Genomic DNA, 12,130 nt, shown 5'->3' on the forward strand with positions numbered 1-12,130 from the left:
CCGAGCCCTGTGTGTCCGACGCCTCCCCGGCACATCAGTATCCCGCGATCCGCCGCTTCCCACGGGGCCTGTGGATAACTCGTGATTCCCGCCGCGAAGGGGACAGCGAAACGTCCTCCGTCCGCACGAACCGCACGGACGGAGGACGCGTACGAGCACCGAACCGGGCACGCTGTGCGCCGAGGCCGAGGCCGAGGCCGGGACCGGGACCGAGGCCGAGGTCGTCGACGGGGATCGAGGCCGGGACCGAGCGTGACCGGGACCGAGCGTGACCGGGACCGAGCGTGACCGGGACCGAGGCCGGGATCGAGACCGAGTTCGACCCAGAACGAGTGCGATCTCACCCCCTGCGCCAGGGCAGCTCCGCCGTCACCCGAGTGGGCCCGCCCCGGGGCGAATCCACCACCAGGACCCCGTCGACCGCGTCCAACCGCTCGGCCAGCCCCGCCAGGCCGGATCCGCCGGACACCTCGGCGCCGCCCACCCCGTCGTCCATGACCTGGAGCAGCAGCCGGTCGTCCACCTTCCACACGTCCACGGTCGCCCGAGTGGCCCGCGCATGCTTGCTGACGTTCTGGAGCAGCTCCGACACCGTGAAGTACGCGATGCCCTCGATCGCCGGCAACGGCCGGACCGGCAGGTCCACGTCCACCTCCACCGGGACCGCACACCGCGACGCCACCGAGGACAGTGCCGCGTCCAGTCCACGGTCGGTCAGCACCGCCGGATGGATCCCGCGCGCGAGGTCACGCAGTTCCTGTAGCGCGGTCTTCACCTCACCGTGGGCCTCGTCCACCATGCGTGCCGCGGCCTCCGGGTCCTCGGCCAGCTTCTCCTTCGCGAGTCCCAGGTCCATGGCCAGCGCCACCAGCCGGGCCTGCGCGCCGTCGTGCAGGTCGCGTTCGATGCGCCGCAGGTCGGCGGCGGCGGTGTCGACGACGACCCCTCGGTCCGACTCCAGCTCCACCACGCGCGTCGCCAGCCAGGACGGCCCCAGCAACCCGTGCACCAGCAGCCGGTCCACCATCGTCAGCGCCCGCACGATCCACGGGGTGGCCAGCGTGACCAGCAGTCCGATACCGGCCGTCACGGTGAGCTCGAAAGGGTTGTCCAGATACACGCTGTGCGTCTCGTCACCGTACAGCTGTATACCGCCCTGCCCCGCCCACGTCGGGAACACCCAGAACCAGAGCGGATACGTCAGCAGCGCCCACCCGGTGATCCACAGGGGCAGCGCCACCGAGAACGAGAACACCGCCCACGGCAGGAACAGGACCGCGTACAGCACGTGCCGCCACGAGGTGCCGCTCCTGAGGACGGCGCCCGTCCACGCCATGGCCCCGGAGCCCTTGACCCGCAACGGCTCCGGCTCGGTCACCGTCATGCCGAGCAGCCCGCGCGCCCGCGCGCGCTCCAGCGCGCCGAACCCCCGGCAGCCCGCCAGAGCGGCGGCGAGCACCGGCACGCCGAGGAAGGTGATCAGCAGGCCGGCGCCGACCGACACCATGGTCACGGCGTACGTGAACATCAGGACGGCGATCGGCAGGCTCAGCAGCACATGGCAGAACTCCAGCCGGCTGCGCGCCTCGAACGGTGCCCGCAATACCGCCGGGAACCGGTGCGGTCGCTCCTCCAAGACCTCGGGGTCGCGCCAGTTCCCGTATCCGCTTCCATACTCCGTGGCCATCGTCCTCGTCCGTTTCTCCCCTGATCCGCACTCGGATCTCGCCTGGGCTGCCGTGATGCGGTTCCACAGTGCTGGAGCCACGACGAACGGACTATGGAGGCCATCGGCGTCTTGGAACGGGGGTTTTCCCTACCTACCTCCGGTCCCGGTCCCGCCACGGCAGCTCCGCCGTCACCGTGGTCGGGCCGCCCTCCGGCGACTCGACGACGAACAGGCCGTCCACCGCGCCGAGCCGCTCCGCGAGCCCCGCCAGGCCCGTGCCGCCGTCCAGGTCGGCGCCCCCCTTCCCGTCGTCCCGGACCTGGATGAGCAGCCGGTCGTCGGCGCGCCACACGTCCACGGCGGCGGAGCGGGCCCCGCTGTGCTTGCTGACGTTCTGCAGGAGCTCGGAGACCGTGAAGTACGCGATGCCCTCGATGGCGGCGGCAGGCCGCGTCTCCAGGTCGACGGAGACCTCCACGGGCGCCGTGCAACGGGACGCCACCGAGGACAGCGCCGCGTCCAGCCCCCGGTCGGTCAGCACCGCCGGATGGATCCCGCGCGCGAGGTCACGCAACTCCTGGAGCGCCAGCTTCACCTCGCCGTGCGCCTCCTCGACCATCGCCGCCGCCGAGTCGGGGTCCTCCAGCAGCTTCTCCTTGGCGAGCCCGAGCCCCATGGCGAGGTTGACCAGCCGGGCCTGCGCGCCGTCGTGCAGGTCGCGTTCGATGCGCCGCAGGTCGGCGGCGGCGGTGTCGACGACGATCCCCCGGTCGGACTCCAGTTCCGCGATACGGCGTTCCAGGGCCTCGGAGGGGGACAGCAGGCCACGCACCATGGCCCGGTCCACGTTCGTCAGCCCGCGCACGATGAACGGCAGCACCGGCCACAGCACGAACAGCGACACGAGCGTCACGGTGAACGTCACGACGCCCCAGGGCAGCCGCGTCAGCTCGTAGAGCATCGCGCGCCAGCCCACCGGGTCCTTCACGGCCATCCGCAACCACGCGAAGAACCCGCCGCCGCGGCGCAACGGCAGCGGACTCGGCTCTTCCACCCGTACCCCGAGCAGCGCCCGCGCCCGCGCGCGCTCCAGCCTGCCCAGGAGCCGGGCACCCATCAGCGCGGCCGCGAGCAGAGGGAAGCCGATCACGGTCACCGTCAGGGCAGCTCCGGTGGACAGCGCGGTCACCGCGTACGTGAACCCGAGCAGCGTCACCGGCAGATTGACGAGGAGATGGGCTGTCTCCTTCCAGGTCCGCGCCTCGAACGCGAACCGGGCCGGCGGCAGCGGAGCGGACGCCGTCGGGCTGCCCGTCCTACGGCCGCCGGACGCCGGCCGCCCGCGCGCGGGGCTCCGCGGACGGGTGGGCGCGTCGTCGACGTCGGTGGTGGGGCCGGCAGGGAGAGCGGTCATGCCCCACAGAGTGCCTGCCCGCCCCCGGTCGCGCCATGAGGTGGGCCGCCCGTCCGTCCTGGGGAGAACCCCACCCCCGACGGCACCGCCGCTTCCTTGCGGGCGCGCCCAGGCACATCGGGACGGCAACCGGATGTCGGGCCGTGACGGGATGCTTACCGTCTCTTTAGCAGGGCCTAGACTCCCGTGCGTACAGATCGTCGAACGCGGCGTACCGGGGTGCGGAACCCGCACCAGGCGCACCGCACACACCAGGACACGGGGCCTGTCAGGTCAGGGAGCGAGGGACGGACGTGCCGGAACCGACGACGGTGGTCACCGCTGTCCCGGAGCGCGGAACCGTGATCGCGGCGGACTACTTCCAGTCCTATTCGGTCGTCGGACTGCTCGCCGTCATCGGCGTGCTGTTCGTCTCCGTGGCCTTCGGCGCGGGCCGTCTGCTGCGCCCGGTCGTGCCCACGCCCGAGAAACTGATGACGTACGAGTGCGGGGTCGACCCCGTCGGCGAGGGCTGGGCCCACACCCAGGTCCGCTACTACGTCTACGCGTTCCTGTACGTGATCTTCGCCGTCGACTCGATCTTCCTGTTCCCCTGGGCCACGGTCTTCGCCGATCCCGCCTATGGCGCGACGACCCTCGTGGAGATGTTCGTCTTCCTGGGCTTCCTCACCGTGGGCCTGCTGTACGCATACAAGAAGGGCGTCCTGGCATGGACGTGACCCCCTCGACCACCGCGTCCTCCGAACGCGCACCGCTGTCCCGGCCGATCGCGCAGTCCGAGCCGACTCCGCTGCCGGAGCCGAAGCGGTTGGGCGCGCTCGCCCGTCTCGCTCCCGAGCCGATGAAGGTGGTCCTGAACTGGGGCCGCCGCTACTCGCTCTGGGTCTTCAACTTCGGCCTCGCCTGCTGCGCCATCGAGTTCATCGCCGCGTCGATGTCCCGTCACGACTTCATCCGCCTCGGCGTGATCCCGTTCGCCCCCGGCCCGCGCCAGGCCGACCTGATGGTCGTCTCCGGGACGGTCACGGACAAGATGGCACCGGCCGTGAAGCGCCTGTACGAGCAGATGCCGGAACCGAAGTACGTCATCTCGTTCGGGGCCTGCAGCAACTGCGGCGGCCCCTACTGGGACTCGTACTCCGTCACCAAGGGCGTCGACCAGATCATCCCCGTCGACGTGTACGTCCCCGGCTGCCCGCCCCGGCCGGAGGCCCTGCTGCAGGGCATCCTGAAGCTCCAGGAGAAGATCGCCCGCGAGTCCCTGGGGGAGCGGTACGGCAACGGGGCCGGCGCGCGCGCCTCGACGACCGCCCTCCGGAGCGGCCTGGTGAAACCGCCGGCTCCGGCAGCGGCGGTCGACGGCTCCGCCGCGGAGGAGGCCGACCGGTGACCGGCTGGCTCCCCGCACCCATCGAAGAACTGTTCGGCCCGGACGCCGCGGCCGACGAGTCCTACGGCGTTCTCACCGTGGACGTCCCGCCCGCATCCTGGACCGAGGCGCTGCGCACGGCCCGCGCACGGCTGGGCTGCACGTACTTCGACTGGCTCAGCGCGGTCGACGAACCCGGGGCCGGCTTCCGTGTGTCGGCGCACGTGGTGGCCCTGGCCCCGGTGCGCCGCCTGCTCCTGCGCACGACGGTTCCGCACGCGAACCCGGCCCTGTCCTCCGCGGTCGACATCTACGCGGGCGCGGCCTGGCACGAACGCGAGACCCACGAGATGTTCGGCGTGGTCTTCGACGGCCACCCCGGACTCGAGCCGCTCCTCCTCCCCGAGAACTTCGAGGGCCACCCGCTGCGCAAGGACTTCGTCCTGGCGGCGCGGGTCGCGAAGGCATGGCCGGGCGCCAAGGAACCGGGCGAGTCGGACCACGGCGGTCCCAAGCGCCGCCAGATGCTGCCGCCCGGCGTCCCGGACCCCAACGAGTGGGGCCCCCTCAAGGGCCAGCTCCCGCCGGCCCCGGCCCGCTCTGCCCGCCCGGCCCCGGCCCGCTCTGCCCGCCCGGCCGGCGACCGCTCCGCCCGCCCGGCCGGCGACCGCTCCGCCCGCCCGGCCGGCGACCGCCCGGTCCGCCGCACCCGTACGGCGGCCGAGGGATCGGCCAGCCAGACCGGTTCCGCACCGGGCACGGCCCCCGTACGGCGTTCCCGCAGCGCGAGCGAGGGCTCGGCCAGCCAGCGCACCGGGGACGCGGAGGCGCCGCAGATGGCGGCTCCCTCCGAGCCGACGCCGCCTCCTCCCGCAGCTTCCAGGGGCCCACGGCGTTCCCGCAGCGCGAGCGAGGGCTCGGCCAGCCAGCGCACCCGGGACGCGGCGGCGCCGGGAGCGGCATCGTCGGCCGAGGCGGCGCCACCCGCCGGGCCGCGCCGCACCCGCAGCGCATCGGACGGCTCGGCGAGCCAGCGCGCGGCCTCCGCCTCGGGCGCGGGCGCGGCCTCGGGCGACTCGCCGTCCCGAGTCGAGCGCCACGCTCCGAAGGCCCCCGCCGCACCCCGCAGCGCGGACGCGCCCTGGCACCACGCCCGCCCCGCCTTCGACGACCCCGAGCCGCCGAAGCCGGAACCGACGGAGTCGACGGAAGTGGAGGAGTCGGCGGAGTCGGCAGCGGAGGCGGCCGAACCGACCGAGACCTCCGACGCCCCCGACTTGTCCTCCGACTCCTCCACCCCCGACGCCCCCGACTCGACCTCCGACTCCGCCACCCCCGACCAGGCCCCGCCGGACCCCGACACCCCCACGACGGGAGGCACGCGGTGAACGACGCCCTCGACGTCGCCCTACGGCTGCTCGTCGTCTTCGTGGCCTTCCTAGCCCTCCCCCTGATCGTGGGCCAGACCGAGCACAAGGTCATGGCCCACATGCAGGGCCGTCTCGGCCCCATGCACGCCGGTGGCTTCCACGGCTGGGCCCAGCTCGTCGCCGACGGCGTCAAGTTCGCGCAGAAGGAAGACGTCGTCCCCGCGGGCGCCGACCGCCGTATCTTCCAGCTCGCCCCCGCCGTCGCCCTCCTCCCGTACCTCCTGGTCCTCCTGGCCATTCCCGTCGGCCCGGGCGAGGGCGCCGTCGGTCAGGCCGTCGACGCGGGCGTGTTCTTCGTGCTCGCCGTCATGGGCGTGGGCGTCCTCGGCTCCCTCATGGCCGGCTGGGCCTCCGCCAACAAGTTCTCCCTCCTCGGCGGTCTCCGCACCGCCGCCCAGCTCCTCGCCTACGAACTCCCGATGCTGCTCGCCGCCGCCTCCGTCGCCATGGCGGCCGGCACGGTCTCCCTCCCCGGCATCGTCGACGCCTTCCAGTGGTGGTGGCTGCCCTGGCAGATCGTCGGCGCGCTCGTCTTCTTCGTCGCCGGTCTCGCCGAGCTGCAGCGCCCGCCGTTCGACATGCCGGTCGCCGACTCGGAGATCATCTTCGGCGCGTACACCGAGTACACCGGACTGCGTTTCGCGCTGTTCCTCCTGGCCGAGTACGCCGGGATCGTCGTCCTGTGCGGCCTGACCACCGTCCTGTTCCTGGGCGGCTGGCACGGCCCCTGGGGCGCCGACGGCCTCGGCTGGGTCTGGACCCTCCTGAAGACCGCGGTCCTCGCCTTCGTCGTCATCTGGCTGCGCGTCACCTACCCCCGGCTCCGCGAGGACCAGTTGCAGAAGTTCTCCTGGACGCTCCTCGTCCCGCTCGCCCTCGCCCAGATCGCCCTCACCGGCGTCGTCAAGGTGGTGATCCAGTGACCATGTCCCGCCGATCCGTCCCCGGGTCCGGCCTGGCCAAGGGCCTGGCCGTCACCCTGCGCACGATGACGAGGAAGACCGTCACCGAGCAGTACCCGGAGTCCCAGCCCCACCTCCCGCCCCGCACCCGCGGAGTGATCGGCCTCTTCGAGGAGAACTGCACGGTCTGCATGCTGTGCGCCCGTGAGTGCCCCGACTGGTGCATCTACATCGACTCGCACAAGGAGACGGTCCCTCCCGCCGCCCCTGGCGGGCGCGAGCGCAGCCGTAACGTCCTCGACCGTTTCGCCATCGACTTCTCCCTCTGCATGTACTGCGGTATCTGCATCGAGGTCTGCCCCTTCGACGCCCTCTTCTGGTCCCCGGAGTTCGAGTACGCCGAGACCGACATCCGCGACCTCACCCACGAGCGCGACAAGCTCCGCGAGTGGATGTGGACGGTGCCGGCCCCGCCCGCCCTCGACGCCGGCGCGGAGGAGCCCAAGGAAGTCGCCGCCGCCCGCAAGACCGCCGACAAGCTCGCGGCCCGGCAACAGACCACGGCGGCCGAGCCACCCGCCCGGGCCACGACGCCCACCGGCACCGTGCCGCACGCGGACGAACAGGCCCGCGCGGCCGAACGGCCGACCCGCCCGATGGGTGACTCCCGGCAGCAGACCGACCAGCCACGGCAGGAGGGCCGGGAATGACCCCCGCAGCGACCGCCGTCCTGCTCGCCGCCCAGGCCCAGACCCACACGCACGTCCAGGTCCAGGCGCAGGCCCCGGCGCAGGGCTTCCTCTCACCGACCGGCGTGGAGATCGCCTTCCTCCTCGTCGGTGTGGTCACCTTCGGCGCCGCCGTCGTCACCGTCACCACCCGGCAGCTGGTGCACGCCGCCCTGTGGCTCGTGGTGGCCCTCGGCGGCCTCGCCGTCGAGTACCTCCTGCTCACCGCGGAGTTCATCGCCTGGGTGCAGGTCCTCATCTACGTCGGTTCCGTCGTCGTCCTCCTCCTCTTCGGCCTGATGCTCACCAAGGCCCCGATCGGCCGCTCACCGGACGCCGACTCGGGCAACCGCCGGGCCGCCCTCGCCGTGGCCGTCGCCTCCGCCGCAGCGCTGGTCTGGGTCGTCGTCGACGCGTTCCGTACGACCTGGATCGACCTGGACGGTGCCGTCGCGGGTGCCGAGGGCGCCAGGGGATCCACCCAGGTGACAGGAGAGGCCCTCTTCCGGAACTGGGTGCTTCCCTTCGAAGCCCTCTCGGTTCTCCTCCTCGCCGCCCTCGTCGGCGCGATCGTCCTGTCCCGCAGGACATCGCCCGGGTCCGACCGGCCCACGCCCGCATCCGACCGGCGGCCCCCCTCCCAGGAAGGGGCCCGCTGATGCACCTCGCCTATCCCGCCGTGCTCTCCGCCCTCCTCTTCTGCACGGGCCTGTACGGAGTCCTCGCCCGCCGGAACGCCATCCTGGTCCTGATGTCGGTCGAGCTCATGCTCAACGCCGTCAACCTGAACCTCGTCGCCTTCGACGTCTGGCTCAGCCAGGCCGCCGAGGAGACGCTGCACTCCGGTCAGGCACTCACCCTGTTCACCATCGCCATCGCCGCCGCCGAGATCGGCATCGGCCTGGCGATCGTCCTCGCCGTCCACCGCAACCGCGGCACCTCGGACGTCGACAAGCTCCGCGACACCGCCGAGGGCCACGAACCCGACGGCCACGAACCCGGCGGCCCCGGCGGCCCCGATGCCGACGGTTCCGCCAGTGACGCCCCGACGACCCCCGCGACCGGGACGGCCGCCGAGAAGACCGAGGCCACCGCGTGACCACGACCACCCTCGCCGTCCTCGTCCCCCTCCTTCCGTTCCTGGGCGCCGCCGCCGGCCTGCTCCTGGGCCGCACGGCCCCCGGCTTCGCCCGCCCCCTCGCCGTCCTGCCGACCCTCGCGGCTCTCGTCCTCGCCGCGCTGGTCGCCGTACGCCAGGGCGGTGGCCGGGCCGTCGACGCCGCCACGGAACTCACCCCCACCGGCTCGGTTCCCGTCGAGCTCGCCCTGCACGTCGACGGCTTCGCCGCGCTCGTCGCCGTCCTGGTCGGCCTGGTCGCCACCTGCGTGCAGATCTACTCGACGGGCTACCTGCGCGACGACCCGCGCTACCCCTCGTACGCCGCTCTCGTCTCCCTCTTCACCTCCGCGATGCTGCTCGTCGTCTACTCCGGCGACCTGATGGTGCTGCTGGTCGGCTGGGAGGTCATGGGCATCTGCTCCTACTTCCTGGTCGGCCACTACTGGGAGACCCCCGAGGCCCGCGCCGCCTCGCTCAAGGCCTTCCTCGTCACCAAGCTCGGCGACGTCCCGTTCCTCATCGGGCTGCTGGCCCTCGCCGCGGACGCCGGGTCCTTCCGCATCACGACCGTCCTGGGCGCGGTCGCGGACGGCGGAGTCGACCACCCGACGCTCATCGCCCTGCTGCTCCTCGCAGGCGTGGCGGGCAAATCGGCGCAGTTCCCGCTCCACACCTGGCTCCCCGACGCGATGGCGGGCCCCACGCCCGTCTCCGCGCTGATCCACGCCGCGACGATGGTCGCCGCCGGCGTCTACTTCATCGCCCGGCTCCTTCCCGTCTTCGCCGCCTCCTCGGCGGCCCTCATCGTCCTCGCCGTCATGGCCGCGGTCACGATGGCCGGCTCGGCGCTCGCCGCACTCGCCCAGGACGACATCAAGCGCGTCCTCGCCTACTCGACGATCGGCCAGCTCGGCTACATGACCGGCGCCCTCGCCGTCGGAGACCGCGGTGCCGCCGTCTTCCACCTCCTGTCGCACGGCGCCTTCAAGGCACTGCTGTTCCTCGCCGCCGGCGTGATCATCCACGCCGCCGGCACCAACTCGCTGGCCGCCATGTCCCGTATGAAGGACCTGCGCGCCCGTGTCCCCGACGCCTACTGGACGATGACCGTGGCGCTCCTCGCCCTCGCCGCGATCCCGCCCTTCAGCGGCTTCTTCTCCAAGGAGGCCGTCCTCGGCGCCGCCGAACACGCGGCCACCGGCCACGCCGAGCACGTCCCCGGCGCCGCCGGCTGGACCGTTCTCGTCGCCGGCCTGATCACGGCCCTCCTCACCGCCGCCTACGCCACCCGGCTGTGGCTGCTCGCCTTCCGGGGCCGTGGCGCCGAAGCCCCGGACCACGGCAGGCAGCCGGTCGCCATGAACGCCGTCCTCTGGCTCCTCGCGCTCCCGTCCATCGCCTTCGGCCTGGCCACCGGGGCGCTGCCCGACTGGTTCGACGGCCGCGCCCTGACCCCGACCCTGACCACGGCCGTCCTCGGCACGGGCCTAGCCCTCGTCGGCGGCCTCGTCACCTACGGCACCTGGCGGCACACCACCGCGCTCGCGGCCGGTGTCCCGCTGGGCGCGGTCGCCGCCCACCCGCGGGCCGACGCCGCCCAGGTCGAGGCCGAAGCCATCGCGAGCCATACGCCGGCGTACGGGAACGTGGCCTCCGCCCCCGACCCGGCCGACCCGGGCCGACTGCTGCTGGGCCCGCTGCACCGGCCCGCGGCCGCGGGCTTCCACCTCGACGCCGTGTACGCGGCCCTCTTCGTCCGCCCGGTCGAGGGCGCGGCGCGGATCGTCCGCTTCCTCGACCGTGAGGTCGTCGACACCTACGTACGCGGCGCCGGCGCCGTGCCCCGGCTGCTCGGCGCGGCCGTACGGCGCGCCCAGACCGGCAACGTGCAGACCTATGTGAGCGCGCTGCTCGCCGGCACCGCCGTCCTGGTGGTCGCCGTCCTCCTCGTCGCCACGGGAGCGTGAGCAGGCGTGATCGATATCAGCGAGTCCGTGATGCAGTTCCTCCTGGCGTTCACCGTCGTCGGCCCGCTCCTCGGAGCCGTCGCCGCCCTCCTGCCGGCCCCGCCCGGACTGAAGGGGAAGTCACCCGAGCAGGCCGTGCTCCGCCACGGTGTCACCGTGACCGGCGCGGTCCTCGTCGCGGCGATCGTCCTGGCGCTCGGCCTCGACCACGACCAGCCGTCGAAGATGCAGGCCAGCACGGACATCAGCTGGATCCCCGCCCTCGACGTGCGCATCCACCTGGGCGTCGACGGCATCTCCCTCCCCCTCCTGGTCCTGACCGCGCTGCTGACCTTCCTCTGCGCGCTGTACTCGTACTTCAGGCCGCCCGCGGGTCCGTCCCCGAAGGCCTTCGTCGCGCTGCTGCTCGTCCTCGAGTCCGGCACCCTCGCGACCTTCGCCGTCCTCGACCTGCTGCTGTTCTTCCTCGCCTTCGAGACGGTGCTCATCCCGATGTACTTCCTCATCGCCCGCTGGGGCGGCGAGGAGCGGACCCGGGCCGCCTGGAAGTTCATCCTCTACACACTGCTCGGTTCCGTGGTCATGCTGCTGGGCCTGCTCCTGATCGGGCTCAGTGCGGGCACGTTCGACATGGTGGCACTCGCCACTGACAACGGCCGGTCACTTACCGCGTCCGTGCAGGTCATCGCCGTTCTGGCGATCGGGATCGGGCTCGCGGTCAAAACCCCGATGTGGCCGCTGCACAGCTGGCTCCCGGACGCCCACACCGCCGCGCCGACCGTCGGTTCGGTCCTGCTGGCCGGTGTCCTGCTGAAGATGGGCACGTACGGGTTCACCCGCGTCGTGCTGCCCATCGCACCCGACGGGTTCCGTACCTTCGCGCCCTACCTCGCGGCCTTCGCGGTCGTCGGCATCGTCTACGGTTCGCTGGCCTGCCTCGCCCTCGCCCGGCAGGGCGCCAAGGGCGACCTCAAGCGCCTCATCGCGTACTCCTCCGTCGGCCACATGGGCTTCGTCCTGCTCGGCATCGCCACCATGACCCCGACCGGCGTGAACGGCGCGCTCTTCGCGAACATCGCCCACGGCCTCATCACCGGCCTGCTGTTCTTCCTGGTCGGCGCGGTGAAGGACCGTACGGGCACGACCGACCTCGACGCCCTCGCCCAGGGGACCGGCGCCGCCCTCTACGGCCGGGCGCCGCGCCTCGGCGGCCTCCTCGCCTTCGCGGCCGTGGCCTCGCTCGGACTGCCGGGACTCGCCGGGTTCTGGGGCGAGATGCTGGCGCTGTTCGGTGCCCTCCGGCCCGCGGAGGGCCTCAGCCGCCCCGCCTTCCTCACCTTCATGGTGATCGCCGCGTTCGGCACCTTGCTGACCGCCGCGTACATGCTGATTGTCGTACGGCGCGTCTGCATGGGAGCCTCGCCGCAGGAAGCGCAGGAAGCGCAGGAAGCGCAGGAAGCGCAGGAAGCGCAGGAAGCGCAGGAAGCGCAGGAAGCGCAGGAAGCGCAGGAAGCGCAGGAAGCGCAGGAAG

At 72.6% G+C, this 12,130-nt stretch carries 11 protein-coding genes; 9 read left to right on the forward strand and 2 right to left on the reverse strand.

Annotated features, from left to right (window positions below):
• Positions 1-340: 340 nt before the first annotated feature.
• Positions 341-1,687 carry a sensor histidine kinase gene (locus IEZ04_RS17660; protein WP_189217850.1) on the reverse strand — a complete coding sequence of 449 codons (1,347 nt, stop codon included), beginning with the start codon at positions 1,685-1,687 and terminating at the stop codon, positions 341-343.
• A 133-nt stretch (positions 1,688-1,820) separates the two neighbouring features.
• On the reverse strand, positions 1,821-3,083 hold the full coding sequence (locus IEZ04_RS17665; RefSeq protein ID WP_189217851.1) for a sensor histidine kinase: 1,263 nt from the start codon (positions 3,081-3,083) through the stop codon (positions 1,821-1,823).
• A 293-nt stretch (positions 3,084-3,376) separates the two neighbouring features.
• Between IEZ04_RS17665 and IEZ04_RS17670 the strand changes: the two genes are divergently transcribed.
• The 9 genes from IEZ04_RS17670 to IEZ04_RS17710 all read left to right on the forward strand — a co-directional run.
• On the forward strand, positions 3,377-3,802 hold the full coding sequence (locus IEZ04_RS17670; protein WP_189217852.1) for an NADH-quinone oxidoreductase subunit A: 426 nt from the start codon (positions 3,377-3,379) through the stop codon (positions 3,800-3,802).
• The gene (locus IEZ04_RS17675; RefSeq protein WP_189217853.1) at positions 3,793-4,473 is read left to right on the forward strand and encodes an NADH-quinone oxidoreductase subunit B; all 681 of its coding nucleotides are present in this window, start codon (positions 3,793-3,795) and stop codon (positions 4,471-4,473) included. Before IEZ04_RS17670 ends, IEZ04_RS17675 begins: the two co-directional genes overlap by 10 nt.
• Positions 4,470-5,840, forward strand: coding sequence for an NADH-quinone oxidoreductase subunit C (locus IEZ04_RS17680; RefSeq protein WP_189217854.1), 1,371 nt, complete (start codon positions 4,470-4,472; stop codon positions 5,838-5,840). Before IEZ04_RS17675 ends, IEZ04_RS17680 begins: the two co-directional genes overlap by 4 nt.
• Positions 5,837-6,805: a complex I subunit 1/NuoH family protein gene (locus tag IEZ04_RS17685; RefSeq protein WP_189217855.1), complete on the forward strand. Its 969-nt coding sequence runs from the start codon at positions 5,837-5,839 to the stop codon at positions 6,803-6,805. Before IEZ04_RS17680 ends, IEZ04_RS17685 begins: the two co-directional genes overlap by 4 nt.
• A gap of 2 nt (positions 6,806-6,807) precedes the next feature.
• The gene (locus tag IEZ04_RS17690) at positions 6,808-7,494 is read left to right on the forward strand and encodes a NuoI/complex I 23 kDa subunit family protein (RefSeq protein WP_189217856.1); all 687 of its coding nucleotides are present in this window, start codon (positions 6,808-6,810) and stop codon (positions 7,492-7,494) included.
• Positions 7,491-8,171, forward strand: a complete 681-nt coding sequence (locus IEZ04_RS17695) for an NADH-quinone oxidoreductase subunit J family protein (RefSeq protein WP_189217857.1) — start codon at positions 7,491-7,493, stop codon at positions 8,169-8,171. Before IEZ04_RS17690 ends, IEZ04_RS17695 begins: the two co-directional genes overlap by 4 nt.
• Entirely contained in the window at positions 8,171-8,611 is a 441-nt protein-coding gene (gene nuoK / locus IEZ04_RS17700) for an NADH-quinone oxidoreductase subunit NuoK (protein ID WP_189217858.1), read from the forward strand. The genes IEZ04_RS17695 and nuoK overlap by 1 nt, the downstream gene beginning before the upstream one ends.
• Entirely contained in the window at positions 8,608-10,599 is a 1,992-nt protein-coding gene (locus tag IEZ04_RS17705) for an NADH-quinone oxidoreductase subunit 5 family protein (protein WP_189217859.1), read from the forward strand. The genes nuoK and IEZ04_RS17705 overlap by 4 nt, the downstream gene beginning before the upstream one ends.
• 6 nt (positions 10,600-10,605) lie before the next feature.
• A partial coding sequence (locus IEZ04_RS17710; RefSeq protein WP_229821097.1) for a complex I subunit 4 family protein occupies positions 10,606-12,130 on the forward strand: 1,525 nt, incomplete at its 3' end.

This window comes from Streptomyces ruber (genome assembly GCF_014648075.1).
Taxonomy (GTDB): domain Bacteria; phylum Actinomycetota; class Actinomycetes; order Streptomycetales; family Streptomycetaceae; genus Streptomyces; species Streptomyces ruber.